The sequence below is a fragment of the Iodidimonas muriae genome, from assembly GCF_014647255.1.
GTDB lineage: Bacteria > Pseudomonadota > Alphaproteobacteria > Sphingomonadales > Rhodothalassiaceae > Iodidimonas > Iodidimonas muriae.
Genome location: NZ_BMOV01000003.1, coordinates 352,165 through 378,685, shown reverse-complemented (window position 1 = coordinate 378,685; position 26,521 = coordinate 352,165). Strand labels below are relative to the sequence as shown.

Below are 26,521 nucleotides of genomic sequence, written 5' to 3'. Positions count from 1 at the left end.
CATTTTTTTCTGCAATCTGTATTGCTGCTATCGTAATTTGGTGGCTTTAATGAGTCCTGAACCTAGTCCACCTTGCTTGGTTGGGGGAGAATGCTCAGTGTCATATCCTCCGCTCAGACTATCTAGCGCTTTAAGAACTCTCGCCAAAAGTGATGGTTCTCCACCCGCCATGCCTTCTTCCTCGGCGACGGCCAGTTCGCTAGCATCGTATTCCCAGCGGCGAAGGATTTCGATCTTTTGATCTGTCGTTAAGTCCGTAAGTTCCACGACTTCTTCGGGATTTGCGAACACCGAACTCGGGTAGAGCATGGCTTTTTCGATATCAATTGGCTTTTTTGTCATTCCGTCCTACTCCGTATTAGATGCGTTGCTGAAGATCGCCATTATTGCGATGCATAAATCATATGGTTATAGGGGGGCGGCCAGTTTGAACTTCCACTTTTCGATGCAGACAGGTATCTATATTCGATGACTCCCCGTAGCTCAGTAGGATAGAGCGCAGGATTCCTAATCTGTAGCACTCATTTTTCACCTTCCATAATATCATCAAAATCATTATATTTTTCAATATGTTACGAATTTTCTTGCCTCGCAAAAACGGAAGAAATATGCTTTCACATAGCTTACACATTTCACAGTTTTTGGACGATCATGGCAGACCACACGATAATGGGCGGAAAAGTCCATGTTTATAAGCGAGGAAGAAGCCGATACTGGCAGTGCTCAACCTACATCGCCGGGAAAAACCGGCGTGTCAGCACCAAGCAAGAGAGCCTGGCTCAGGCAAAAGACTTCGCTGAAGACTGGTATCTGGACCTTCGCGGAAAAAACAATCGCGGCGAACTGAAGGCGGAGAAAACATTCAAGCAAGCCGCCGAGCAGTTCCTGCGCGAGTATGAGGTCATCACCGAAGGCCAACGCCATGCCGGTTATGTCGAAGGACATGAACGTCGCCTCAAGCTCCATCTCATTCCGTTCTTCGGAGACAACGGCCTATCCGAAATCACCCCCGGCCTTGTGCAGGAGTACCGCATCTCCAGACTCAATCCGGACAACAAACCAATCGGAAAACCCTTCAAACAGGCGGTTCGCCAGTTTGAAAAAGAATACGGCTTTCGCAGTAATCACCGCACGGAAAGCGAAGCCGAATTCCGTCTGGAAGCTGTCAAAAAGAACATCGTCCCCTTTTTCGGCGATACAATTGCATCCACGGTCACATCGAAAGCTATCGAGAAATACCGTGAATACCGGCTCTCACAGATAGATCAGGAACCCGCCATCGCCGCGAAGATGGTGGACCGCGAATTAGGCGCGCTTGGCGAAATGCTTCGCTGGATGAAACAGCGCAGCAGGTCGCCGTCCAAAAGCACGATGCACCACGAAATCGTCACGCTGCGGCAGGTCATAAAGACCGCCATCCGCCATGGCTGGCTGGAACACCTGCCCGACTTCTCACCCCCCTACCGGAAGGCCGAGAAAATCTCCCACCGCGCCTGGTTTTCGCACGACGAGTACCGGACGCTCTACGAGGCGTCCCGCGTGCGCACCCAAAGATACAAGGGAACGGCAAGGGCATGGCCTTGCGAGCAATTGCACGATTACATCCTGTTCATGGCGAATACGGGCTTGCGCCCCGATGAGGCCAATACGCTTGAGTTTCGCGACGTGGAGATCGTCGAGGACGAAGGAACCGGCGAAACGATCCTTCTGATTTCGGTTCGGGGAAAGCGCGGCGTCGGCTATTGCAAGAGCATGGCGAACGCCGTGCGGCCGTTTGAACGGCTGCGCAACAGGCCCCGGCCTGTATCGGACGCCCAGACTGACGATGACGATACGGAAACCGGATCGGAGGAACGCGGCTGGCGGAAGCCGGGACCGACCGACCTCGTTTTCCCCGCCAATCACAAGAAGCAATTCAACGCCATTCTCGAAGAGAATGACCTGAAATTCGACCGTGAAGGCAGCAGGCGGACGGCCTACAGCCTGCGGCACACCTATATTTGTTTCCGGCTCCTCGAAGGTGCCGACATTTACCAGATCGCAAAGAACTGCCGTACCAGCGTCGAGATGATCGAGAAATACTACGCCTCGCACATCGCCACGACGCTCGATGCGTCGGCGATCAACGTGCGAAGGCCGAAGCGCAAAAATCAAAGCAAGGAAGACGACTCCGGCAAGAGGCCGGAGGCTTAGTCTCCCCTCACCCCGTCAGGCTCGGAGGGTAGCCTGCCCCGCATTCATGCGAGCGCATACCAGGTCCCGCGCCCGGCACCGTGGCGGGCGAGATGGCCGCTTTCAGTGAGGGCCTTAAGATGGTCCTTCACCGTATTGCGGCTGGTTCCTGTGATTTGCGCCGCTTCCGCGACCGTCACCCGTCCCTGCGTGCGCGCGATATCCAGTATCTCCAGCGAAAGCGGCGGCAGCGATTCGAGCAGGATTTTTTCACGTCTGATTTTTTCGTCGAGCACACGCTTTTGCCCACGCAGCGCCCCGAGAAAATAATCGAGCCAGGGCTGCCAGTCGGGAGCATCCGAGCGCAACGTGCCCTGCGTACGGCGCAGCGTGCGATAATAGTCTTCTTTCGACCGTTCGATGACGCTCTCCAGCGAAACGTAAGGCACATATGCGTAATTCGCGCGCAGCAGGAGCAGCGTCGTGAGTATCCGCGAGAGCCGCCCATTGCCGTCCTGAAACGGATGGATCGCCAGAAAGACGACCACGAAAACGCCGATGATGATCAGCGGATGCATCTCATCCGCCTCAATGGCGTTGCGGGTCCATGCGACCAGCGCTTCCATCTGCGCCGGGGTTTCGAACGGCGTGGCGGTTTCGAAGATGACACCCAGGCTTTTTCCGTCCGGTCCAAACGCTTCGACATGGTTATCCAGTGTCTTGTACGCGCCCCGATGCCGCTCGTCCTTACCGGCATATTGCAGCAGGTCACGGTGAAGTTGTTTGATGTGGTTCTCAGTCAGGCCGATTGAATCGTAATGCGCGAAGACCGTCTCCATCGCGGCCGCATAGCCCGCGACTTCCTGTTCGTCACGGCTGGCAAAGCTGGTGACATCGATCTTCGAGAGAAGCTGATCAACCTCGCGGTCTGACAGTTTCGCGCCTTCAATACGGGTGGACGACCCGATGCTTTCGATTGCCGCGACACGCCGCAGGTTGTTAAGTCGCTCGGGTGCAAGCCGTCCAAGGGCGGTCCATGCCCCCTTAAACTCGTCAATCTCGGCAATGGTCCTGAGCATTGCCGGTGTGATGCTGATTGTCCCTGTCTTCAGCAGATCATCCATAAATCCATCCTGTTCCACCCGGGCTGCCCAACAGCGACCCCCGATTATCCATCCATTTTCATCCAATATATCACGCTTCACCCGATTATCCATCCGTTTTCATCCGATTAAGATAGATTCTCCCGGCCACGACAATCTTTCCCTTCATTCCCGTCAGGCTCGGAAGGCAGCTTCAAGAGCCGTCAGGGCCAGCCCGTGGGGCGTCAATGGTCCTGGACGGGTACAAGGCCACCCGCTTGGCTGTCGTCCGGCGGCGGACGCTTGCGGTGTGCCTCATGTCAGGATGGGCGGGAAGCCGCACAGCCGTCCGAGCCCGCCCGCCGGGCAATTCTGGCTCGGGACAAACTGAGAATCACATGCAGGTTTGATCCGATTCTGTCCGTGGCAGCATCATCGCGCCTGCATTTTTCCTGATAAGCGATACCACGCACACATTGGCAACCCTAGGTGAACCCGCCACTTGTGGCTTCTATCGGATTTTTTGCGAGTTTTCTCTCTGATTTTCCCGCTTTTTCCTTATACTGCTTGCCCAAGGGGCGATTCCGGAGCGCGATCATGGACGATCAAATTCTAACGATCCGAGAGGTCGCGCAGCTTCTCAAGATTAATGAGAAGACGGCTTACAAGCTCGCTGCGGAAAGAAAAATACCCGGCTTCAAGGTTGGGGGGTCCTGGCGGTTCGATCGCGAGGAAATATCCCAATGGATCAAGCGCCAGACGGAAGGAAACCGAGGGGATATGCCACGGTGAAAGCAGATAAACATGCCAAGTCGCAGCCTGACCAAACCTTCCTGCCCAAAGGGCGAGAGGAGTTGGGATGACGGCGCTCGAAGACATCAAGAACGGTGCCATTGTTCAGGGAATCGTCCCCAACCAGTCCGTTGAGGTCGTTTCCACCGACTGGATCGGCGACCAGGCGATCAATGTTGTCTACCGGGCGCAAGGCGGCACGGTCGCCGAAACCACACTCTATCGGGATGACGAGCACCGCCTCAGCGTCGAGACGCGCGGGCGCGTCTGGTCCTTTGACGCCGATGGCGCGTTGCTCCGTCTGGTGACGGAAGCAAACCGGATCAAGCTGGCGCACTATTTCGATCCATATCTTGCGATACATACCAGCCTTGTCGATCCGCTGCCGCACCAGATTTCGGCGGTCTATGGAGAGATGCTTCCCCGCCAACCGTTGCGGTTCCTCCTTGCTGACGACCCCGGCGCGGGCAAGACGATTATGGCGGGCCTGCTGATCAAGGAACTGATCGCCCGCAGCGATCTTGAGCGCTGTCTCGTTGTCGCGCCCGGCAGTCTGGTCGAACAGTGGCAAGACGAACTTGGCGAAAAATTCGCCCTCGAATTCGACATCCTGACCCGCGACATGATCGAAACGTCGCGCTCGGGAAACGCTTTCAACGACCGCAACCGGTTGATCGCCCGCCTCGACGTGCTTGCCCGCAACGAGGACCTTCAGCAGAAACTCGCCAGCTCGCACGAATGGGACCTGATCATCTGCGATGAAGCGCATCGCATGTCGGCCACCTATTTCAGCGGCGATGTGAAGTACACCAAGCGCTATCAACTCGGTCAGCAGCTTGGCCAGATTTGCCGCCACCTCCTGCTCATGTCGGCAACCCCGCATAACGGCAAGGAAGAGGATTTCCAGCTTTTCATGGCACTTCTCGATGGCGACCGGTTCGAGGGCCGCTTCCGCGACGGCGTTCACTATGCCGACACCGCCGATATGATGCGGCGGCTCACCAAGGAGGAACTGCTTCGTTTTGACGGACGACCGCTCTTCCCGGAGCGGCGCGCCTATACCGTCAAATACGAGCTGTCCGAGCCAGAGGCCGCGCTCTATAGCGCCGTGACAGAGTATGTCCGGACGGAAATGAACCGGGTACAGCGGTTCACTGACCAGGACAACAAGAAGCGGAACAATGTCGGCTTCGCGCTGCAAATTCTACAGCGCCGCCTCGCCTCGTCGCCTGCGGCGATCTACCACTCCCTGAAACGTCGCCGGGAGCGGCTGGAGAGCGAGCTGGGCGAAGCCCGCCTCGCAAAAAAAGGCGCGCGCGCGAAATTCGCGACAGAGGAAGTGACCGATGAGATCCTCAGCAATATCGAGGAGTTCGGTCAGGACGAGGTTGACGAAATTGAGGAGCTGATCTCGACCGGCGCAACGACCGCCGAGACAATCGAGCAACTGGAAATCGAGGTCGAGACCCTCAAAAGACTGGAGACCATGGCGCTGGGCGTTCTGCGCTCCGGCCAGGATACCAAGTGGACGCAGCTTGATCGTATCCTCGATGACGACCTGATGATCGATTCCGATGGCAACCGGCGCAAGCTGATCATCTTCACCGAGCCGAAGGACACGCTTCAATATCTTCTCGAAAAGGTCCGCGCGCGGATTGGCAGACCTGATGCCGTCGAGGTCATTCACGGCGGCGTCACCCGCGAGGAACGCCGCAAGGTCGTCGAGCGCTTCATGCAGGACCGCGACATGCTGGTCCTGATCGCCAACGATGCCGCAGGCGAAGGTGTGAACCTCCAGCGCGGCCATCTGATGGTGAATTACGATCTGCCGTGGAACCCGAACAAGATCGAACAGCGCTTCGGGCGCATTCACCGCATCGGGCAGACGGAAGTCTGCCATCTCTGGAATCTGGTTGCCGACGACACGCGCGAGGGCGAGGTATATGGCCGGTTGCTCGAAAAGCTGGAAGCCGCGCGGGAAGCGCTTGGCGGGCGCGTCTATGACGTTCTCGGGGAGCTGTTCGAAGGAACCGCGCTGAAGGACCTCTTGTTCGAGGCCATCCAGTATGGCGAACAGGAAGAGGTCAAGGCACGCCTGTTTCAGACCGTCGATGGCGCGGTCGATCAGAACCACCTTCTGGAGCTGCTGGAGCGCCGTGCGCTGACCAACGACACCATGCCGCAGGCGAAGGTGCAGGAACTCCGTCTTGAGATGGAACGCGCCGAGGCGCAGCGTTTACAGCCCCATCACGTGCAGAGCTTCTTTGTCGAAGCATTCCAGCATCTCGGCGGGCGTATAAAGCGCCGTGAGGAAGGCCGCTGGGAAATCACACATGTCCCGCTCAGCCTGCGGGAACGGGATCGCCAGATTGGCTCGGGCGCCCCGATCCAGAAGAAATACGAGCGTATCTGTTTCGAGAAGGACCGGATCAATCAGCAGCCGGTCGCGGCTTTCATCTGCCCCGGCCACCCTCTTCTGGAAGCCGTCATCAGCGTGGTCCGGGAACAGTACGATCACCTGATGAAGCGTGGAGCCATCCTTGTGGATGACACCGATCCGGGCGATCAGATATCGGCGCTGTTTCTACTGGAGCACAGCGTTCAGGATAGCCGCCCGACCGCCACGGGCAAGCCGCACATCATTTCCGAGAAGCTGCAATTCGCGGGCATCGATCGCAACGGCGTTGCGACCAATGCCGGTATCGCGCCGCATCTCAATCTCAGGCCCGCAAAGCCCGAAGAGATCGCACTCGTCGATGATCTGCTGCACGAAGACTGGCTGCGCACCGAGCTGGAGAAGACCGCCGTCCGCTTCGCGACCGTGGAGCTGGCGCAGGGCCATGTCGCCGAGGTCAAGGCCCGCCGCCTGCCGGAAATCGACAAGGTTGAGCGTGAGGTGCGCGCCCGTTTGAAGAAGGAAATCAACTACTGGGATTCCCGCGCATTCGAGCTGAAGGAAGAGGAACGCGCCGGAAAGAAGACGCGTCTCAACTGGCAGAACGCACAACGCCGCGCCGAGGACCTTGCCGAACGGCTGAAGCGCAGAATGGACATGCTTGAGCAGGAGCGCTTTATCTCATCCCAGCCGCCGCGTGTGCGGGGCGGCATGGTCGTTATCCCGCGCGGGCTTCTCGCAGCGCGCCAGCCCGCGACGGAAGGTGCGGGAGGCGTACCCGCCGGTTTTGCCGAGGATCCCGTTGCCCGGCGCGAGATCGAGATCGCCGCCATGAATGCCGTCATCGCGGCGGAACGGGCGCTTGGCAATACGCCTACGGATGTATCGGCGCAGAAGGTCGGCTACGACATCGCCTCTTACGATCCGAAGATCGACCATTTGCGCTTTATCGAGGTGAAGGGCCGAATCGACGGTGCCGACACTGTGATGATCACACGGCAGGAGGTGATTACCTCGCTGCACGAACCTCAGAAATTCATTCTCGCCATCGTACAGGTCGAAAACGGTTTCGCGCGCGAGCCCCGCTATGTGCGCGGTGCGCTCGACACGCGCGAGCCCCCCTTCGACCAGAACGCCATCCAATTCAACATAAAACGCCTTCTTGACCGGGCTGAACAACCCTCATGAAAGAGAAAGAGAAAGGGAAATGAAGGTTCTTTGGATAATTGACCGTTTGGACGGTACGAAAGCCAAGATCACGACTCGAGAAAGCACCGAGCCTGTATCAGGTGACGGGACGATCGTTGATGGAATTCCGGTAGCTATTGGCTCAAAAGTCACTACACCGCTTTCTGGAGAATTCGATAAGCACGACATCGTAATTGCAGCTAAAGAGCAAAAGAACTGAAACCTGGTAAGGCAGATTATGTCCGACTACAAAAAGAAACTCATAGAAGTCGCCATTCCGCTTGAAGCGATTAATGCCGCTTCGGCGCGGGAGAAGTCGATCCGACATGGGCATCCGTCCACTTTGCACCTTTGGTGGGCGCGGCGGCCGTTGGCGGCGTGCCGTGCGGTGCTGTTCGCGCAGTTGGTCGATGACCCCTCCGGCTATGCCGACAAGCTGTTGGATGACCCTGACATCCGGCGCGCTGCCGAGAAAGAACTGTCAGAGCGCATCGACCTTTGGGAAAAGCGCCAGGCGGAACCGGACTCGGCTGCCGCGAATACTCCGGAACCCACGCTTGAGGATTGCGCTGCGGATATCGAGCGCAAACGGCTTTTCAAGATCATTGAAGACCTTGTGAAGTGGGAAAACTCCACCAACGAGGAAGTGCTGGAACGCGCCCGCGCCGAAATCCGCCGAAGCTGCAACGGCGAGCTGCCGCCGGTCTATGACCCGTTCTCGGGCGGCGGGTCAATCCCGCTGGAGGCGCAGCGGCTGGGCCTGCCCGCCTATGGGTCGGACCTGAACCCGGTGGCGGTGATGATCGGCAAGGCGATGATTGAAATCCCGCCGAAGTTCAAGAACCAGCCGCCAATCCATCCCGGGATGAAGGATCGGAACCACTACCGCAACGCCGAGGGGCTGGCCGAGGATGTGAAATACTACGGCGAATGGATGCGCGAGAAAGCATCTGAGCGCATTGGTCACCTTTACCCGCAGGTGGACCTGCCGAAGGAATACGGCGGCGGCAAAGCAACGGTGATCGCCTGGATTTGGTCGCGCACCGTGCCGAGTCCGGACCCGGCATTCTCCGATGTACAGGTGCCGATAGCGTCGAGTTTCCTGTTGAGTTCCAAGGCTGGCAAGGAAGCGTGGATCGAGCCCATCGTGGACAAAGCAGCCAAGACGATCCGCTATGAAATTCGGACAAATGGCACATCGGCGGAGATTGCCGAAGCGAAGGACGGAACGAAGTCGGGACGAGCCAATTTCCGCTGCCTAATGTCCGATGCGGCGATTAACGCGGACTATGTCAAGAAGGCTGGTAAGGCAGGCCGGATGGGCCAAACGCTGATCGCCATTGTTGCGGAGGGCAAAGGCGGGCGGCGATATGTTGCGCCGGATGAACACCATGTCACCGTCGCGTTCGCCGATGAAAGTAAAATCGTTGCAGAAAATTGCAGAGACACATTTCTTTCTGGTGAAACACCGGCAAAACTTACCGGAGGCACCTGTCATGGTTACGGTTTGGACCGCTGGGGTAAGCTGTTCACCGACCGGCAGCTGGTAGCGCTGAACACCTTCAGCGATCTGGTTCATGAGGCACGGGCGCAGATCGAGGAAGACGCCCTTGCCGCCGGCATTTCTTCCGACGCCACTCCACTCCGCGACGGCGGTATCGGAGCAAAAGCGTATTCCGAGGCCGTGAGTGTTTATTTGGCGTTTGCTATTGATCGCTTGGCCGATGCAGGTAGTTCTATTGCCACCTGGTCCTCTTCTGGGTTCATTCGCTTCACCTTTGCACGGCAAGCTATACCCATGACTTGGGATTTTGCCGAGTGCAATGTGCTGAGCGACAGTACCGGAAATTTCATGGGGGCAGTCGATTGGGTTTGGAAGGCCCTGCTTGGATTTGGGCCAAATGCAACAGGATCGCTCATTCAACATGACGCGCAAAATGTAAAGCTGCCTGATGAAGCGGTGGTGTCAACCGACCCGCCATACTACGACAACATCGGGTACGCCGATCTTTCGGATTATTTTTATGTTTGGCTGCGCCGAAACATAAAAGATGTGTATCCGGAATATAGCGGCACTATCGCAGTACCAAAGGCGGAGGAACTAGTTGCAACGCCGTATCGCCACGGTGGTCGCGCAAACGCAGAGACCCACTTTCTGACAGGAATGACCGCGGCAATTTCGAGTTTGGCTTCCCAATCCTCGTCAAATTTTCCAGCCACGATCTACTATGCGTTCAAGCAAAGTGAAATCGAACAAGAAGGACTTGCATCCACAGGATGGGCAACCTTCCTTCAATCGATCATCGCGGCGGGGTACTCGATTGTCGGGACATGGCCTGTTCGTACAGAAAGGGCAGCTAGAACCATTGCCACAGGAACCAACGCTCTAGCCAATTCGGTGGTTCTCGTTTGCCGCAAGAAAGAGCCCACAGCCGAAGTCATCACCCGCGCCGAGTTCATCCGTGCCCTGAAACGCGAACTGCCCCCGGCGATTGCAGAGTTTCAGGCTGCCAACATTGCCCCCGCCGACATGCCGCAATCGGCTATCGGCCCCGGCATGGGCGTGTTTTCGCGTTACAAGGCTGTGCTCGAAGCGGACGACAGCCCGATGACCGTGAAGACCGCCCTGCAACTGATCAACCATGAGCTAGACGACTATATCGGCGGGATCGCGGGCGAGTTCGACGCGGACACGCGCTTTGCCATTACATGGTTCGAGCAGAATGGCATGAAGGCGGGCGAGTACGGCACCGCCAACTCCATCGCCCAGGCGCGCGGTATATCCGTGGAAAGCGCCAAGCATGCGGGCATCGTGGAAAGCTCTGCGGGCAAGGTGCGTATCCTGAAGCGCGACGAGCTCGACTCCGAATGGGAGCCCGCGACCGACGCCCACCTGACGATCTGGGAATGCCTTCAGCACCTCGTGCGCTGCCACGAGAAGGACGGGATTTCGCACGAGACAGCGCTTCTGCTCAAAAAGATCGGCGACAAGGCCGACGCGGTGAAGGACCTTGCCTATTGCCTGTATGACATCAGCGCTAACAAGCGGCAGGACGCCAAGGAAGCGACCGCCTACAACGCGCTGATCGCCGACTGGACCGAGCTGACCCGCGAGGCAGCCACGATCCACGACACGCGCGGCGACGGCCAGACGCGTATGAACTTGTGATCGGGGGGAGACGAGCATGACAGGCGAAAGCACATGCCCGATCTGGGGAACGCCAGCCACGTTTTTTCCCACGTCACGCGATGGGAGAGATGTAGATTCACCCCGAGCCGATGGCAGATATTTTATAAGCCGAACGGCAGAGGTGAATCTGAGTCGCGCCGACGACGCTATCAAAGCGCGCCTGACAACATGGTTGGTCGAACAGCGCCGCCTCGGCGTCGATTGCCCCGAGGTCATGAGCACGACGGTTGACGAAGCCGAAAATCGCCCCGCTTTGAAGGTGCACGAGCGGGCAGATCAGTTATTGCGGCATATGCAGAAGCGCCTACCGACGATAGGATCGACAGTAAAATATCCAGTCAGTGGTCAGGATGCAGAAATGCACGCGGCCTTGGCATGGTCGGAGTCAATAAAATTGAGCGAGGTCACGTACCTGCTCGATTATCTTGTTAAATTGGAGCTACTCGAAAAGCCGCCCTATCTGGTCGCTGATTTTATTGCGGAAGGTGGTGGTTTTGGCGATCCGCAACTTTCTGCGTTAAAGCCCAGTGATAGGCTCCCGCCAGCATTGGCCGGGTTTACAGAGTACACCATTACTCCCAGTGGCTACGCACATCTTGCTGAGATTGAAACGAAATCCGTCGGTTCAGATCAAGCCTTCATCGCGATGTGGTTCGATCCGTCAATGGGTGACGCCTATAGGCAGGGCATTGAACAAGGTGTTCTTGAGGCGGGGTACAGGCCAATCCGGATTGATCAAAAAGATCACAACAACAAAATCGATGATGAAATTATTGCCGAGATTCGGCGCTCGCGATTTGTCGTTGCGGATTTTACGCATGGCGAGGCGGGAATGCGTGGCGGCGTCTATTACGAGGCGGGGTTCGCCCACGGTTTGAACATACCGGTCATCTTCACATGCCGTGAGGACGTGATCGGGAAGATTCATTTCGATACCCGCCAATACAATCACATCACATGGAAGCCTGATGAACTCGATGAATTCCGCAAGGCTCTCTCTGATCGCATTTCAGCGACCATCGGTGATGGCCCCTTAAAGAAGAACAGCTAACTCCCAGGAATTTGGTTATGGCCAAAAGCACCCGACAATATGTTTTCGAAGGCATGGAGCTTCTGCCAGAGGCACTGACCCCCTTTGTCGAAAAGCGGCTGGAAAGCGCGCTGACCGGGCATTGGCAGGTGCAGGTGGCCGAAAAATTACCGGGGCTCAGGCCCAACGGCAAGGGAGAGATCACCTGGGATCAGGCCGCGCTTCTGAACGCGATGGACCGGTTCTGGATGGATGCGTTCAAGACCGTTCTGGGTCGGGCGGAGCGATCGATCGTCAATGAGCTGGTCGATGTACGCAACAAGCTCTCGCACAATGAAGCCTTCACCTATGACGATGCGGAACGCGCGCTCGATTCCATGCGCCGCCTGATGGAAGCGATCAGCGCCGGGGAAACCGCCGACCAGCTCGGCAAGATGCGTGACACGATCTTGCGCACAAAGTTTGCCGAGCTTCAGCGCAACGAGGAACGCCGCAAGACGCAACGCCATGACATTTCGGTCGATACGGTCGCAGGCATTCTGCCGTGGCGCGAAGTCGTGGAACCTCATCAGGACGTTGCGACCGGCGAATTTAAGCAAGCCGAATTTGCTGCTGATCTCGGCAAAGTTCACAACGGCAGCGCGCCTTCGGAGTATCGCAACCCGCGCGAGTTCTTCGCCCGCACCTATCTGACCGAGGGCCTGAGCAATCTGCTTATCGGTGCCGCAAAGCGCCTTACCGGCGAAGCCGGGGATCCCGTGGTCGAGTTGCAGACCAATTTCGGCGGCGGCAAGACGCACTCCATGCTGGCGCTATACCACATGGCAGGCGAGACGCCGACAGAGGACCTGCCCGGCCTCGACCAGCTTCTTTCCAAGCACGAACTTGCCGTTCCCCAAAAGATCAATCGCGCAGTGCTTGTCGGTACCTCACGAGGCCCGCAGGACGAATTGAGCCTCAAAGGCGGGCGTAAAATCCGCACGACCTGGGGTGAGCTGGCGTGGCAACTCGGTGGCGAGGAAGCATTCAATATGCTTGCCGAGAATGACGAACGCGGCATCGCGCCGGGCTCGAACCTGCTCGAAGCGATCTTCAAGAAATGCGCGCCCTGCCTGATCCTGATCGATGAGTGGGTCGCCTATCTGCGCCAAATTTACAAGGTGGAGGGCCTTCCCTCCGGATCATTCGACGCGAACCTTTCCTTTGTGCAGTCGCTGACCGAAGCGGTGAAGGCGAGCCCCGGCACGCTTCTTGTAGCGTCTCTGCCTGCTTCGCAGATCGAGGTTGGGGGTGAAGGTGGACAGGAAGCGCTCGCGCGCCTGAAGCAGACCTTCAGCCGTGTGGAGTCATCGTGGCGACCTGCCTCGCAGGAAGAAAGCTATGAAATCGTTCGCCGCCGCCTGTTTAAGGAAATCCCCGGCGACAAGTTTCATCACCGCGATAACACGCTGAAGCAGTTCGCGAAGCTCTACCGAGAAAATTCCAACGACTTTCCGCAAGGTTGTTCTGACGAGGATTATCGTCGGAAGCTCGAAAAAGCCTACCCGATCCATCCTGAGCTGTTCGATCAGCTCTATACGAGCTGGGGCTCGCTGGAGAAATTCCAGCGCACGCGCGGTGTGCTGCGCCTGATGGCTCAGGTCATCCATGAGCTATGGATGGGGAATGACCCCTCGGTCATGATCATGCCCGGCAGCGTGGCGATCAGCTCCGCGCGGGTGGAGCCGGAGCTTTTGCATTATCTCGATGCAAGCTGGCAATCGATCATTGCCGGCGATGTGGATGGTACCACTTCGACGCCTTACAAGATCGACCAGTCAGCCCCCAACCTGAACCGCTACTCTGCAACCCGCCGCGTCGCGCGCGCGATCTTCATGGGAACCGCGCCGACCCATGGTCAGGAAAACAAGGGCCTCGACGACAAGCAGATCAATCTTGGTGTCGTACAGCCCGGCGAACGTCCGGCTATCTTCGGGGATGCTCTGCGGCGGCTGACCAATCAGGCCAAGTTTATGCACAGCGACCTTGGCCGCTATTGGTATTCGATGTCGGCGAGCCTCAATCGGATCGCAGCCGATCGCGCTGGCCAGCTTGAAGAAGCGCTTATCCTTTTGGAAATCGACAAGGCGCTGACAACCTATATCAATGGCCTCGGCGATCGCGGCCACTTCGATGCCGTACAGGTTGCCCCCGGCAGCTCGTCGGACGTGCCCGATGAACCCGGCGGTGTCCGCGCTATCGTGCTTGGTGTCGCCCATCCGCACACCGGCAGAGACGGCTCCGAAGCCATGGTGGAGGCGAAAGACATCCTCATGCACCGGGGTAACACGCCCCGCGTCTATCGCAATATGCTGGTCTTCCTCGCCGCTGAATCACGGCAGCTCGACAATCTGAAGGATGCCATGCGCGCGGCCCTGGCATGGGCTCAGATCGTTCGTGACACGCCGCGCCTCAATCTCACGCAAAGCGACAGCGCGCTTGCTCAAGCCAAGCTGGCGGAAGCGAATGAGACAGTGAAAACCCGCCTCAAAGAGGCATGGTGCTACCTGATCTACCCTCATCAGGATACCGCGCAGGCGGACGTGGAATGGGCTTCCGCCAAGGTTCCGGCGCAGGACGGTTTGCTTGCCCGCGGCAGCAAGAAGCTGGTCAGCGATCAAGGCATCTGGCCCGAGCTTGGCCCGGACAACCTCAACCGTCAGCTCGAAAAGTATATCTGGAACGACAAGGATCACCTCTCGCTCAAGGATATCTGGGAATATCTCAACCGCTACACCTACCTGCCACGGCTCAAGAACCGTGGGGTGCTGGCCAAAGCCGTCCAGACAGCCGTTTCAGGTATGTTCCCCGGCCCCTTCGCATATGCCGAGCGATGGGATGAAGAGCGCCAGACCTATGTCGGCCTCGCCATCAAACAGGCGAACGCGGTTCAGATCGTCATCGACAACGATTCCGTCATCATCAAACCGGATATCGCCGAGGCTCATATTCCCGATGAGACGGAAAAAGGCGAAACCGCTCATGTCGGCACCGAGGGCACGACCGGCACCACCAAGCCAGGTTCCGGCGACGGGCAGGCTCCTGCTGAACCCGGCGGGGAAGCGGCCCCGACACGATTCATTGGCACGGTGATGATCTCACCGGAGCGCCCGGCCCGCGACATTCATCAGATTGTCGAAGCCATCGTGGAGCAGCTCACGACTCTGCCGCGCAGCCAGGTCTCGCTCAAACTCGAAATTGACGCAGAAATCCCGGACGGCCTAGACCGCGCGAAAGTCCGCACCCTGATCGAGAACGCCACCACACTCGGCTTCATAGATAAGTTAATCAAGTAATTACCCATGTGGACCAGTTATGCCGTTTCCGCTTTCACTACAGGTCATCAATGCTTTGGCTGAGGTCATCAGCGGCGGTTCGTATAACGATTCAACTCCGTCGATCGGCATTTATCGCAGTGGGCCGAACATCGAGAGGTTCATGGGCGCCTGCAATATTGAGTTTCAGGTTACAGGCTCTCGTGTTCCGAATTTGGTTGACTGTCTAATTCAGATTAATAACGGCCCAGACGCACAAGAAACGCTTCCTAGGATTATTGAAGCCGCTTCTGATCCTCGTGATTTCATAAACGAGCCCGAGCGCCATGGTGCTGTTGTCGATTATCTGAACGGGGCTCTTTCCTATGATGGGTTCGAGCTTCGGCAGACCGGCGGCAGAATGCGTCTTCTGGAAGCTGGAAAATCTACGCCCGTCTTGGAGAGGTTATCCGGCATTGTCGAGGTCATCAGTTTCGACACCGTACAACGCGACCTTGATCGCGCGCTCGACAGTTCGCGATCTGATCCAGAAGATGCTGTCACTGCGGCGTGTTCGACCATTGAAAGCGTTTGTCGTTCCATACTTACCGAGCTTGGGGAGCCCTTGCCTGACAAGAAGGACGTGACCGGCCTATACAACGCTGTACGAAAACCCCTTGGGCTGTCTCCGGACCGTTCCGACATTAATCCGTTGATAGCAGACGACGTTCGGAAAGTTCTTTCCGGCCTGCATACGGTGATCCAAGGTATCGGGGCGCTTCGCACGCATGGCGGAGACGCTCATGGGCGCGAGCGCGGATTTGTCAGGATTGACGAACGTATCGCCAACCTTGCGATACACGCTGCAAGCACCGCTTCGTTATTCTTGATCGAAACCTGGCAGAGAAAATTTCCCGCCCTTCCTTTGCGTCGCCACGATGACACTTCGGGACGATTGGAAACGAATTGATGGAAGAGCGATTAAACAATCTTGCAAGCGAGGTATTTAGAATTTTCGCCCGTTTTGAATACGCGCTCAAGGCAGCGGGATTTCATACGGGAAATGGCGATGCGAAACCCGACTGGCAGAAGTTTGCACAGTCCTTGTCTCAGACCTTCGAAAACCCCAGCGATGCCGAATTTAGAACGGCTGTCAAATACATCCTCGAGCATCCACCCAAGAAACAGGTGATAGACGGCGGTAACCTCTCATGGAGTGACGCCCCTCCCGCCACCAATTTACAGTCTGACCGAGTTCTCACATATGTAAGGCGAGTCCGGAATAACCTGTTCCACGGCGGTAAATTCAACGGTAGGTGGTTTGAGCCAGAGAGAAGCGAACTTCTGCTTAAACACAGCCTGACTATATTAATAGTCTGTCTTCAAAATTCTGATGAAGTTCGGATGGCGTTTGATAGTGAATGATGTGGCACATCCACTACAGCCATCGACTTGTCACGAAAAAGTGGGCAGCTCCTTCGAGAACTAGAACAAGAAATCTTGGAAAAAGAACATGTCACGTACCACCACCGCCGCGCCTCTTACCTTAGACAGCGGCCAACTGGCGCAGATCGAAGCCATTCACCGTGGCTTCCTGTATCAACACCTCTACGCGATGGCCTGTCTCTTTAGGGCGGCCGGAGCGGGTGTGGTGGAACTTGTTGTTGAAAGCGACGAGGATGTTGAAATCGCGCTTCCAGAAGCACGTATCTACGTGCAGGTCAAAACGCGTAACAAACCATTAATATTTAGCGACATTAAGAGCGCCTTGCAGCGCTTTGATGCTCTTCGGGATGAACATTCAACAGGTCGCAGACACGGCACAGCTTCGTTTGTCGTCGCTTCTAACGTCGCTCCAGGACCCGGTCTTTCCGAAAAGCTGGCGGAAGCAAGTTGGCCCGCCGATGTTGCTATCCATTGGCCCGGCTGCCCGTCAGTTATCGAGGCTCCATTACCTGAACCGTGGCTGGGCGTTGCCGATGCACTTGCCTCCTGCTGCGACAGTGCGAGCACCTTGCCCTTTGCCATCCTCGCGCCCGAGACGCTGGTTTGGAAACTTGCGGGGCGGATAATGTCTGCGGCGGCCGGCACCTCGCCGCACGCTGACCATACCTTCAGAACGGAAGCTCTACCGGAGCTTTTTGAACAGCTTATTATTCAGCTACAGGACTTTCCTGCGCCACCGCCGCATTACCGTTCGCAGGATCAAGAGCCACCGCTTATCTCGGCAGAACCCGTCAGGCTTATTACCGGCTTTTCAGGAGCGGGAAAGACGTCATGGGTATCTCAAGCCGCGTTACAGACAAGTGATGCCTTGGCTTATTTCAATGTCAGCGAGGTTCCGGGTACCGCGCTGGCTGCTACCGTTGCCCGCGAACTTGCCGCACGTTTGTTCGGCAAACCGGGCGGCAAACTTGGGGAAATTTTGCTGCCGGGCGCGACGGGACCGGAAATTCTTTTTGCCATCGGTAAACATCTTGCCGACAGCGACAGGACTGCGACGCTTGTGATCGATAACGCACATCGGGTTCCCGCTGCCGACCTAAAAAGTCTGATCGAACATTCGCATAATCTCCGATATGCGTTGCTCGCACAGCCAGGTCCAGCGGTCGCGTTAATGGAAGCAACCCTCGGAATCCAGTCCCAGCCGCTTCTCGGTTGGACCAATGAGACCATTGCCGCTGAAGGGGCGGCGCTTGGATGTCACGGAGACTATGCCGCCTATGAACGGCTAAAAACGCTGACAGCGGGTTTGCCGCTTTATGTCCAGAATGCCCTTCAGATTGCCGTTCAGCACAATGGAGGAGGCATCTCGCAATTCTCGCAGGAGTTAGAGGAACAGACCCATGCCGTTGAAACCGCACAGGAGCTGATTCTTGCTCGTGTCTTCGGTAATTACACCGACGAGGAACGCGGGGCAATCGGTGCGCTCAGTCTCAGTGATGTTCCCTTAAGCCAATCAGACGCAGCGCAGGTGTTGCGGACTACGTTTGATCTCGACGACAAAGCTGTTGCCAAGCTACTGCGGAAGCTCCGATCGGCAGGTGCTATCCAGGTCTTTGGCACCGAGCGCTTCAAGATACATGACGCAATGCGCCTGCTCGGACGGGCACACCTTGAAGCGCTCGGCAACGCCACCCTGCGAAAGGCGCAGGCCGCTATTCGCGATCTCTTGATAACCACGCTGCCGCGTGAATGGAGTGTGCAAAAGGTCAATCTTTTGCTCCGTCTGTTTGTTGCTCTGGGAGATGTCAAGCCGCTGGTGTCAATGGCGACGGATGAGCTATTTCACGAACTTGGCTTCATGCCGGAGATCGTAGCGTTTCTCGAGCAAGCGGCAGCTTCCGAGGCGTTGTCAGCAGAAGACCGTTTTTGGGCATTGGATGGGTTGGTGTTTGCCGAGTTTAAACAAGGCGACGAACAGGCCATTCGTCAAAGGCTCGCACTGATGGAACGGCTCGTTACCGAGAATGATCTTGGGCAATCGGAACGTCTAGCCATCGGCATGAAGCGAATGCTCTTTGCCGCGCGCGAAGGCGATGCTACGGCGGCACAGGCAGCGATGGAGGAAACTGCACGCCTCCTTCCGGACAGGCCGGAATATGTCCGGATTGCGCGCTACAATTATGCGCATGCCATGTTCGAGCTGGGGATGTTCGAGGAATGCGCCCATGAAACATCCGATTTGATCGAACAATATTATGACGTGCTCGGATTATCGCTCAGCGATGTGACCGGCAAGAATCCGGATAAAATACAGCCGCTGCTTAAAAAGGGTAAGGACCATACTGACGACTTGAAACACTTGGCGGATTCGCTCGATCTTTACGCGAAAGCTTGCCACTGTATGGGCAGGAAGTCGGGATTGGCACGTATCCATGCCATGAAATTCTATTCCATGGCACAAGCATTGGATTCGTTTGTGCGAGTAGGTCAGGATCTGGTTGACGAATTTGTTGAGCGCCATGACTACATCGGTGCGCGCGACGTTTTTGAAAGAAATCTTATCCCGACCATATTTAAGACGAAGCTTGCCAGTCACGTAGTATCTGTTCGCAGCCAATATGCTGTTGTATTGGCGTATTGCAGGGCGTTCGAGCAAGCTGACGAGGAAATGGCGCGGTTAGCGCCCTACGAGAGTGGTCTCGACGAGATGGGACAGATAGAGTTGCAGCGTCAACGTGCGCTTATAAGCCAACTCAAACTTAGCCCGCCGCCACCGCAATGGCAGTTTAAACTGCCTCCGGGAAAATACCCGGTCAATGCGCCATGCCCCTGTGGCTCCGGCAAGAAATACAAGAAATGTCACGGACGGCGCGCATGACGATTGAGCCGCGCTAGGCAAATCCGACTTTGACCTTGAATTTTTGAGAGTAGCGGGCCCGTCCGGCATTACCGGACCGGGCTCTAAACGCTACGCGCACGGAGCTTGGCCGCCTGCTCTATTCGCTGACGATCCCTCCTGCGGCAGGTGGCAGGTTGGCCGCCTTGGCGGAGTGGCAGTTCAGTTAACTGCGTAATCGCGCCGTCGATTTTTCTAGCTATTTTCGCCGCCGGATTTTGCCACTTTCGCCTGTAGCCGGGCCGAACGCGGCAGGCTGTTGCAGTTTGCGGCGTTTTCCGGCCCTACGAGATTCACGACCCAGTCCAGGTGCTGCGGCAAGACACGCATCCGCGCTTCCGTGAGGGCATTGAGCACAGCTTGCGCCAAATCTGCGTCTCCTAGCGCTTTCCCGACATTGGGATGCGCGAATATGTCTACAGTGTATCCATAGGCAAGACCCGGATGGCGCTCGTCACATATGCGACGCGCTTTGCGTTCGTCGATGAGTGGAACCCCGCCAATCTCCAAAGCGCACGCTATCGTCGCCGCTTCGCCGTCGTCGAGAGTGTCCCTTGCCGGACCGATCACCAAGTCTTCGAAATAACCTACAGCCACGTCCCCCATTGTTACCACATTTAACTGGCCGTCTTTTATCAGGTCGCGGAGTAGTTCTGCGTTCGAACGTCCCTTGTGGCTGCCGGATTCCAGTTCCGACACAACTACGTCGGGCACAATCAGGCGATTCGGTATCGCACTTACAATCTGGTGTGCGCGCGCAGACGCTGTGATGCTGATAACAGCACTGGCATCGACAACAAGAATGCGCGTCGGATCATTTAAGAAGGGTGGGGGCCGCATCCGCCTCACTCCCTTCTATCTCAAGGTCATCAAGGAGTTCGCGAAGCTCAATGCGTTTAAGATCGAGCAACTCCGAGAGCTGCCCCTCGGTAAGCAAATCCTGTCGGTACGCTTCGGCTGCAAGCATGTTGAGTCGCAGCGTCGTCGGACGGTCGGCATCGGCTTTCTGATTGTCGGCGACGCTCAGGTCGCCCAACACCTGCTTGACGTGCTCATCGGTGATACCGCCGTTGGCCTGAAACCAGTCCCAGGTTCCCGTTTTGACGAGTTCGAGTTCTTCGAGTCTGCGCACCATTGCTTCACGCGAGACGCCGAAGAAATGCGCAAGGATTATCACACGCCGACGCGTCAGCAGGTCCGAACCCGCCCTAACTTCCTCGAACTTCTGCATGACGGCTCTGGGAGGCGTGAGGAAGGCCCTTCCAAAGGCATCGGCATACCGTTCTTCGCGAGAGGTCATGACTTCGTCCGTGTGCAGGACTTCCGGCATGTTTCTGGTGGAAACGAGGTGACCGCATTCGTGTGCGGCGGATTGGGTCCGACGTTCTCGCGGATGGTTGGCGTTCAGCAGGATGCACGGCCCGAGGTCTTCGTCGTAGGCGAACAGGCCGGAAATCCGGCCGTCCACGCGTCGCACGTAAACACGCACGCCCATTTCCATTTCGAGCAGCGTCACGATGTCACCGATAGGGGCGTTGCCTAGACCGAGGCGCTGGCGGAGTTCGAGCGCGTCGTGCTCCGCCTGCGCCTTAATGTCCCCGCGTAGAATCGGGCGTTCGGGCGGATAGTTCTTGGTCCGCTTTATTCCAAGCAGATTTTCCAGTTCGACCTCTGCCTTCGCGAGGTGCGACATGATGGCGACAGCCTCGTTAGCCGCGTTGTCTGCGGCATCGGGGAGTTTTCGAAAGCGCGGAACGAGATCGACGTGAACCGCCTCCTGTCTAAGCAGGGCATTTACGGAAGTTTTGTAGATTTTGGCCAGGTGTTGAAGTTCGTCAAACCGGACGCGTCTCTGTCCTTTTTCAATAGCAACCAGAGTCGTGCGCGCGACATCAATCTTGTCGGCTGCGTCTTGCTGGGTCAGGTCGGCTTCCTCGCGGGCGCGCCGGAGGCGATCCCCGACGGCAGTCGCCGGGATGGACTCGAGAGCGCTCATGGCCGCGCCTCGTCAACCCACTTTGCTACGAACGAATCCGGTCCAAGCGAAGCCATAAAGTTCTCCCATTCGTTTTTGTGCCGTGCCAACAGCTGCTCCAGCTTTTTCTTCACATCATCCAAAGGCAGATCGAGGGACTGGCTAAGCCGGAAACATTCGACGTTCAGCCGAGGTTTGTTAGCTGGTGACTTCGACAACGCGGCCAGATGATCGAGGTGGAGCGCCCCGGCGATTGCGTATTGCTCCATAGCGCCGGTAATTCTCTTCTCGTCGAAGTCCGGCGTAGCGCCTTCCTTAAACGTTTGCGCTCCGAGGTTTTCCCAGACGTAAGTATCGTCGGGTTCGGTCTGACCGGCGGCGTGGACGCTCAGGCGACGCAGCATGCAGGCAGCGCAGATGCCGCATTGCCGAGCCCTGCCGTTTACGCCGACTTGTCTGTTTTGTTGCCAGCAGGAACGGGTTTCCTTCCAAGCGCCAGTGTCATATGAAATCTCAATGAACCGGGCCAGCGTCTGGCCCTTCGTGTCCCAGATATGCGGGTAGTCGTAGCGTCCCTGGAAGCCCAGCAGTGAATGGAGAAATGCTTCCATTTTTCGCCCAAAACGGGGGTGGCTTCGGTAATCCGGATAGGCATGTCCGACGGGTATAAGGCATGGGCCGAGCGCACCCTGACCGCTTTCGGGAACGATGATCTTTTCAGCATCCGCAAGATGGGCGGCTATGCCGCTGATAAGCGCAAACTTGAAGCCGCGTGAACGTGCGCTGGACTCAGTGTTGGAACTCCTGTGCCGTCGAACGCTGTAAGGTACTGCCGTGAAAGGCTCCAGCCCCGGCATGATGCCATTCGGCGCAAAATCCTTCGTGCCGAGCCGAACCCGGACCAGACGGTCTCCCAACTGCCGCGCGGCCAGTCTGGCTACGGCGCATGAGTCCAGCCCGTCGCTAAAAGGTATTACCGCCGAGATTTGCCGGTTAAGATTGAACTGCCCTTGCCGTGGCGGCTCGACAGGGTTCTCGCGCGCATAAAACTCGAAACTCCAGCGGTCGCTCGTCAAAAATTCAAGAGCGTCGCGTAGTGCCGAGGATACGCCGTCTTGCATCCAGCGCTCCGGATCATCGACCGGTATCCTGAGGTCAAAGTGACGGCCCCACCCTCGCGTCGGGCGCCGTTTCGTCATGTCGCAGAACTCTACCGCTGCCGCGATGAGGAAAGCGTCGTGAAGGACCGGCTCCCACTTTGCGAAGAAGAACGATTCCATTCTGGACGTGTCGAACGACACATGGTCGTCAATCTCGCATCGAATATATCCCGGTCTGGCGGCGTTTCCGGGCTCCACGACATCGACTTGAAGTGAGGGAAGGTCGGCCTGTTTTTCATGGAGTACGTTCGTCATATCTGTACCCCGTCATCGACGCCGTCTTTCTTCTCCACGGTCGGTACGTGCCGCGAAACCGGTTCGACGATCCGGTCCGCAAGCGAGGCGAATCCCGTGCTTTGAATTGCTTCTTCGATGCGTTGCCGAACATCTTGCGAGTTTTCGACAGTCGATTTTCGCAGATAATGTTCTTCAACCTGGCGTGCGCAGCGCGCTGACTGATCTACCGAGGTATTCACGACAGCTTCCTGAAGCGCGGCATCACCGGTCATCCCGCCACCTATGGCGCATGCGAGGTGATCGAGCAGTGCGTTGCCCATTGCGCTACCCGAAACCGTCTGCCGGAGGTCTTCGATAGAACGAAGCGTGTCGTCGCTGAAAAGCGTCGTTCCGCCGAGGACATCGCGAATGCTTGAAACCAGCGCCCGAGAAATATCTTTGCGCCAATCCTTTTCGACCGCTGCCTCGACGGCATCACGCACTTGTTCACGCGGGAAGTTTTCGTTGTCCGCGTATTCAGCGACCTTTTTCCAGCCGGGTCGCATCGGAAGGCTTCTGTGTGGACCATCGCTCATGATTCGCTCCAATGTCAGCATGATATCAGCCAAAACCTGACAATGTCAAATTTGTTCGTTGTTGGCCAATTTGAGCGCGTCCGGCATAGCCGGACCGGGCTCTACTCGCGCCTGCGGCGCTCCCCGAGCCCCTGCTTCGTTTCTCTGCGCAGGGTCTCGGCCATTCGGTAACGATCCCTCGCGCATAGGGCGGCTTCGCCGCCCCGGTTGAGCGGCCTTCGGGCCGCTTTTTCTTTTTCTTGTTTTGGGGGCCTGTGGCCCCTTGGCCGTCAAGGCCAGGCCCTGCGCTTTGCTTTGGGCGGACGCGGGGCATTCCCCGGCCTTCCTCCCTTTGGTCGTGCAGGCCGGGTGATCCCCCTTTCCCCGCGTCCGGCCTTGACCGCCTTACCCCCCCCTCATCGGCGGGAGCCTAGTCCGGTTGCATGCGCAACCGCTTTTCAGACTAGGAAAGGAAAACCCAATGAAAGCCGATGTTTACACCCGCGTAACTGACAAGATCATCGCCGACCTTGAGAACGGAATCCGTACATGGTTCAAGCCTTGGAACGCCGAGCACGCCGCAGGCCGGATCACAAGGCCGCTTCGTTTCAATGGCACCCTCTACAACGGAATTAACGTCCTGATGCTTTGGGCGTCCGCCGTCGAGCGTGGCTTTGCCGCGCCTATCTGGATGACGTTTCGGCAGGCCCAGGAATTGGGCGGGCATGTCCGCAAGGGCGAAAAAGGTTCTTTGGTAGTCTATGCCAACACCATTAGCCGCACCGAGATCGACGCCGACACCGGCGAGGAAGAAGCGCGGGATATTCCGTTCATGAAAGGCTACACCGCCTTTAACGTCGAGCAGATCGAGGGCTTGCCCGTCCATTATTACGCCGTGGCCGAGCCGCAGCTTGACCCCGTTGAGCGGATCGAGCGGGCGGAAAACTTCTTCGCCGCGACCCGTGCCGACATCCGGCATGGTGGCAATCAGGCTTATTACGCTGTCAGTTCCGACTATGTGCAGATGCCGCCCTTCGAGGCTTTCAAGGACGCGGAATCCTACTATGCGACCTTGGCCCACGAAGTGACGCACTGGACGCGCCATCCGTCCCGCCTTGAGCGCGACTTTGGCCGCAAGCGCTGGGGCGACGAAGGCTATGCCGCCGAAGAGCTTGTTGCCGAGCTGGGTTCGGCTTTCTTGGCTGCCGATCTTGAACTGACGCCCGAGCCCCGCGAGGATCACGCCGCTTATATCGGTTCATGGCTTAAGGTGCTGGAGAACGACAAGCGCGCGATCTTCACCGCCGCCGCGCATGCACAGCGCGCTGTGGACTTCCTGCATGGCTTGCAGCCGAAGGCAGAGCAGGCAGCCGAGCAAGAGGCTGCTTGAGAGCTTGCCCCCGCGTCACGCGGGGGCAGTTTCTTTCCCGCCCGACCCACCCCAAAATTTCCGGGCCGGACACGCCCGGCCCGAGCGCATTTCGCGTAAACTCGCAAAATGCAAATCGCCGCTCAGGGTTTCGCGGCGAAGGCTCCGGCGCTTGCCCTGCGCCTGCGCCACGGTGCGCCGGTTGCCACCGGCGACACTGTTCTTGACCGGGACGGTTGCCCAAGCGGCTTGGCCGCACTCGCCTGCGTTTCCTGCATGGCCTTGAGCTGGGCTTCCGGCAGGGAATCGATCACCGAGGCGCGCGCCTCTTCCTCCGACCATGCCAGCCGTTCCGTATCTTCACGGCTGACCGTCCGCCGGGCACGGCGGATCATCTCATCAGTCTTGAACGGGTTTGTCCCCTCACTGGCGAGCACCTTTAGCTCCATCATCTCGTTCAGATCGGGAGGATCGAAATCGACCTGGGCCGTGATGCCGCGTTCGCCGATTTTGACGCGTTGATTGCGGTCGTATCGGCTGGGCTGATAAACGGACTCATGCCAGCGGATCACATCGCCTTCGATGAACTCCGCGCCGCAGACCACCCATGTCTGCCCTGTCATGAGCCGCTCTCATCGACCTGTTCCGCCATCAGCGGCGGAGCATGAGCAGGAGTGCCCACGGTTCCGCGCATTTGCTCAGAGATCACATGGACGCCGCTCAAATCGGCGTCGTCCACCCGCAACCCGTCAAGATAGGCCGTGCGGAAATCAACGCCGTCGAGACAGGCCCCGGACACATCCGCGCCGCGTAAATCCGCGCCCCGGAAATATGCCGCCCGCACATAGGCATTACGAAGGCTGGCCCCTTCGAGGTTGGCCGACTCGAAATCCACCCACGCCAGCGCGCCCGTGCCAAGATCGGCACCGGCCAGGTTCGCGCCTTCGAGCGCCGCGCCGTTGAGGTTGACGTGGCGCAAATCCGCGCCTTCGAGATCGGCACCTTCAAGATCGGCCCACCACATGCCCGCCGCAATCAGCTTCGCACCGCGCAAGCGCGCGCCGCGAAGAGACGCCGCCTTGAGCGATGCAGCGTTGAGATTTGCGCCATCGAGGATTGCCCCGGCGAGGTTCGCGCCGCTCAGGCAGACGCCTTCGAGATTGCAGTTGGTGAGGATCGCTCCGGCCAACCTGGCTTGCCGCAGATAGCCGTCGCGGAAATCTATACCCGCCAAACAAAAAACCTGCCCATCGGGCAGGTCGTTGTGGCGGAGATGCTGGCAGAGCTCGGTGATGGAGCCGAACTCCATAACGCCGAGAAACGTGCCATCGGTGCTGAGGATTTTGATGTCATATGGATTTTGTTGTTTGAACATCTCCATTGTTATCTCCCGTGTAGTCTGGAAGTAGTCTCGAAGATATTTTACACGGAAAGATAGAAAATAATATTAATAGAACAATTGATTGTTAATTCTGTGTCTTTTTCTATTTGAGGGATTTAAGAAAACAAAATTCTACGGCGATGAACGCCGCAGATTCCGGAATTGATAAACCGTGGGTGGCCCGCTGATTTTTTCGCGTTGCGTGCGGTCATGTCATTTGGGAAACGGGCCTCAGCTCCGAAATTAAAAGTGAGGCTGACGCACGGCGCGCCGCGCCGACGATCTCACGCGCGAAGGATCGTCACCCGCATGGGCCGAAACCCTGCGAAGCCCTAGCGTAGCAGGGGGGCGGTGGAGCGAA

The 26,521-nt window shown here is 57.4% G+C and carries 19 protein-coding genes; 11 read left to right on the top strand and 8 right to left on the bottom strand.

Annotated features, from left to right (window positions below; translation table 11 throughout):
• Window positions 1–27: 27 nt before the first annotated feature.
• Window positions 28–342, bottom strand: a complete 315-nt coding sequence (locus IEX96_RS06705; RefSeq protein ID WP_229773576.1) for a hypothetical protein — start codon at window positions 340–342, stop codon at window positions 28–30.
• Between the two features lie 309 nt (window positions 343–651).
• On the opposite strand from IEX96_RS06705, the gene IEX96_RS06700 reads away from it, so the two are divergent.
• Window positions 652–2,193, top strand: a complete 1,542-nt coding sequence (locus tag IEX96_RS06700) for a site-specific integrase (RefSeq protein ID WP_188873659.1) — start codon at window positions 652–654, stop codon at window positions 2,191–2,193.
• 44 nt (window positions 2,194–2,237) lie between these two features.
• Here IEX96_RS06700 and IEX96_RS06695 read toward each other — a convergent pair whose 3' ends face one another.
• Window positions 2,238–3,287: a Fic family protein gene (locus tag IEX96_RS06695; protein ID WP_150005023.1), complete on the bottom strand. Its 1,050-nt coding sequence runs from the start codon at window positions 3,285–3,287 to the stop codon at window positions 2,238–2,240.
• Between the two features lie 564 nt (window positions 3,288–3,851).
• Between IEX96_RS06695 and IEX96_RS06690 the strand changes: the two genes are divergently transcribed.
• The 9 genes from IEX96_RS06690 (at window position 3,852) to IEX96_RS06650 (ending at window position 19,466) form a co-directional block, all read left to right on the top strand.
• Window positions 3,852–4,046, top strand: a complete 195-nt coding sequence (locus IEX96_RS06690; RefSeq protein WP_150004827.1) for a helix-turn-helix domain-containing protein — start codon at window positions 3,852–3,854, stop codon at window positions 4,044–4,046.
• A gap of 67 nt (window positions 4,047–4,113) precedes the next feature.
• Window positions 4,114–7,629 (top strand): DUF8742 domain-containing protein, encoded by a 3,516-nt coding sequence (locus tag IEX96_RS06685; RefSeq protein ID WP_150004828.1) that lies wholly within the window; start codon window positions 4,114–4,116, stop codon window positions 7,627–7,629.
• Window positions 7,630–7,648: 19 nt separating this feature from the next.
• Complete coding sequence (locus IEX96_RS06680; RefSeq protein WP_150004829.1) at window positions 7,649–7,849, top strand: hypothetical protein; 201 nt, start codon at window positions 7,649–7,651, stop codon at window positions 7,847–7,849.
• A gap of 18 nt (window positions 7,850–7,867) precedes the next feature.
• Window positions 7,868–10,798: a DUF1156 domain-containing protein gene (locus IEX96_RS06675; RefSeq protein ID WP_150004830.1), complete on the top strand. Its 2,931-nt coding sequence runs from the start codon at window positions 7,868–7,870 to the stop codon at window positions 10,796–10,798.
• A 16-nt stretch (window positions 10,799–10,814) separates the two neighbouring features.
• Window positions 10,815–11,870 carry a type 1 periplasmic-binding domain-containing protein gene (locus IEX96_RS06670; protein WP_150004831.1) on the top strand — a complete coding sequence of 352 codons (1,056 nt, stop codon included), beginning with the start codon at window positions 10,815–10,817 and terminating at the stop codon, window positions 11,868–11,870.
• A gap of 17 nt (window positions 11,871–11,887) precedes the next feature.
• Entirely contained in the window at window positions 11,888–15,184 is a 3,297-nt protein-coding gene (locus tag IEX96_RS06665; protein ID WP_188873657.1) for a DUF499 family protein, read from the top strand.
• Between the two features lie 19 nt (window positions 15,185–15,203).
• Complete coding sequence (locus tag IEX96_RS06660) at window positions 15,204–16,112, top strand: abortive infection family protein (protein ID WP_188873656.1); 909 nt, start codon at window positions 15,204–15,206, stop codon at window positions 16,110–16,112.
• Window positions 16,112–16,567 (top strand): hypothetical protein, encoded by a 456-nt coding sequence (locus tag IEX96_RS06655; RefSeq protein WP_150004832.1) that lies wholly within the window; start codon window positions 16,112–16,114, stop codon window positions 16,565–16,567. The genes IEX96_RS06660 and IEX96_RS06655 overlap by 1 nt, the downstream gene beginning before the upstream one ends.
• Window positions 16,568–16,655: 88 nt before the next feature.
• On the top strand, window positions 16,656–19,466 hold the full coding sequence (locus tag IEX96_RS06650) for an SEC-C metal-binding domain-containing protein (RefSeq protein ID WP_188873655.1): 2,811 nt from the start codon (window positions 16,656–16,658) through the stop codon (window positions 19,464–19,466).
• A 213-nt stretch (window positions 19,467–19,679) separates the two neighbouring features.
• Here IEX96_RS06650 and IEX96_RS06645 read toward each other — a convergent pair whose 3' ends face one another.
• The 4 genes from IEX96_RS06645 to IEX96_RS06630 are packed head-to-tail and all read right to left on the bottom strand — an operon-like array spanning window position 19,680 to window position 23,431.
• The gene (locus IEX96_RS06645) at window positions 19,680–20,324 is read right to left on the bottom strand and encodes a PIN domain-containing protein (protein ID WP_229773575.1); all 645 of its coding nucleotides are present in this window, start codon (window positions 20,322–20,324) and stop codon (window positions 19,680–19,682) included.
• The gene (locus IEX96_RS06640; protein ID WP_150004834.1) at window positions 20,299–21,480 is read right to left on the bottom strand and encodes an XRE family transcriptional regulator; all 1,182 of its coding nucleotides are present in this window, start codon (window positions 21,478–21,480) and stop codon (window positions 20,299–20,301) included. The genes IEX96_RS06645 and IEX96_RS06640 overlap by 26 nt, the downstream gene beginning before the upstream one ends.
• The gene (locus tag IEX96_RS06635) at window positions 21,477–22,874 is read right to left on the bottom strand and encodes an adenine nucleotide alpha hydrolase family protein (protein WP_150004835.1); all 1,398 of its coding nucleotides are present in this window, start codon (window positions 22,872–22,874) and stop codon (window positions 21,477–21,479) included. Before IEX96_RS06635 ends, IEX96_RS06640 begins: the two co-directional genes overlap by 4 nt.
• Window positions 22,871–23,431, bottom strand: a complete 561-nt coding sequence (locus IEX96_RS06630; RefSeq protein ID WP_150004836.1) for a hypothetical protein — start codon at window positions 23,429–23,431, stop codon at window positions 22,871–22,873. The genes IEX96_RS06635 and IEX96_RS06630 overlap by 4 nt, the downstream gene beginning before the upstream one ends.
• A gap of 460 nt (window positions 23,432–23,891) precedes the next feature.
• On the opposite strand from IEX96_RS06630, the gene IEX96_RS06625 reads away from it, so the two are divergent.
• Window positions 23,892–24,800: an ArdC family protein gene (locus IEX96_RS06625; RefSeq protein ID WP_150004837.1), complete on the top strand. Its 909-nt coding sequence runs from the start codon at window positions 23,892–23,894 to the stop codon at window positions 24,798–24,800.
• 122 nt (window positions 24,801–24,922) lie between these two features.
• Here the strand turns inward: IEX96_RS06625 and IEX96_RS06620 are convergent, their stop codons facing one another.
• Window positions 24,923–25,402, bottom strand: a complete 480-nt coding sequence (locus IEX96_RS06620) for a hypothetical protein (RefSeq protein ID WP_188873654.1) — start codon at window positions 25,400–25,402, stop codon at window positions 24,923–24,925.
• On the bottom strand, window positions 25,399–26,160 hold the full coding sequence (locus tag IEX96_RS14245) for a pentapeptide repeat-containing protein (RefSeq protein ID WP_150004839.1): 762 nt from the start codon (window positions 26,158–26,160) through the stop codon (window positions 25,399–25,401). The genes IEX96_RS06620 and IEX96_RS14245 overlap by 4 nt, the downstream gene beginning before the upstream one ends.
• Between the last annotated feature and the right edge of the window lie 361 nt (window positions 26,161–26,521).

Coding starts and splice junctions, on each gene's coding strand:
- IEX96_RS06705 (WP_229773576.1), bottom strand. CDS start 342: ATGACAAAAAAGCCAATTGATATCGAAAAAGCCATGCTCTACCCGAGT.
- IEX96_RS06700 (WP_188873659.1), top strand. CDS start 652: ATGGCAGACCACACGATAATGGGCGGAAAAGTCCATGTTTATAAGCGA.
- IEX96_RS06690 (WP_150004827.1), top strand. CDS start 3,852: ATGGACGATCAAATTCTAACGATCCGAGAGGTCGCGCAGCTTCTCAAG.
- IEX96_RS06685 (WP_150004828.1), top strand. CDS start 4,114: ATGACGGCGCTCGAAGACATCAAGAACGGTGCCATTGTTCAGGGAATC.
- IEX96_RS06680 (WP_150004829.1), top strand. CDS start 7,649: ATGAAGGTTCTTTGGATAATTGACCGTTTGGACGGTACGAAAGCCAAG.
- IEX96_RS06675 (WP_150004830.1), top strand. CDS start 7,868: ATGTCCGACTACAAAAAGAAACTCATAGAAGTCGCCATTCCGCTTGAA.
- IEX96_RS06670 (WP_150004831.1), top strand. CDS start 10,815: ATGACAGGCGAAAGCACATGCCCGATCTGGGGAACGCCAGCCACGTTT.
- IEX96_RS06665 (WP_188873657.1), top strand. CDS start 11,888: ATGGCCAAAAGCACCCGACAATATGTTTTCGAAGGCATGGAGCTTCTG.
- IEX96_RS06660 (WP_188873656.1), top strand. CDS start 15,204: ATGCCGTTTCCGCTTTCACTACAGGTCATCAATGCTTTGGCTGAGGTC.
- IEX96_RS06655 (WP_150004832.1), top strand. CDS start 16,112: ATGGAAGAGCGATTAAACAATCTTGCAAGCGAGGTATTTAGAATTTTC.
- IEX96_RS06650 (WP_188873655.1), top strand. CDS start 16,656: ATGTCACGTACCACCACCGCCGCGCCTCTTACCTTAGACAGCGGCCAA.
- IEX96_RS06645 (WP_229773575.1), bottom strand. CDS start 20,324: ATGCGGCCCCCACCCTTCTTAAATGATCCGACGCGCATTCTTGTTGTC.
- IEX96_RS06640 (WP_150004834.1), bottom strand. CDS start 21,480: ATGAGCGCTCTCGAGTCCATCCCGGCGACTGCCGTCGGGGATCGCCTC.
- IEX96_RS06635 (WP_150004835.1), bottom strand. CDS start 22,874: ATGACGAACGTACTCCATGAAAAACAGGCCGACCTTCCCTCACTTCAA.
- IEX96_RS06630 (WP_150004836.1), bottom strand. CDS start 23,431: ATGAGCGATGGTCCACACAGAAGCCTTCCGATGCGACCCGGCTGGAAA.
- IEX96_RS06625 (WP_150004837.1), top strand. CDS start 23,892: ATGAAAGCCGATGTTTACACCCGCGTAACTGACAAGATCATCGCCGAC.
- IEX96_RS06620 (WP_188873654.1), bottom strand. CDS start 25,402: ATGACAGGGCAGACATGGGTGGTCTGCGGCGCGGAGTTCATCGAAGGC.
- IEX96_RS14245 (WP_150004839.1), bottom strand. CDS start 26,160: ATGGAGATGTTCAAACAACAAAATCCATATGACATCAAAATCCTCAGC.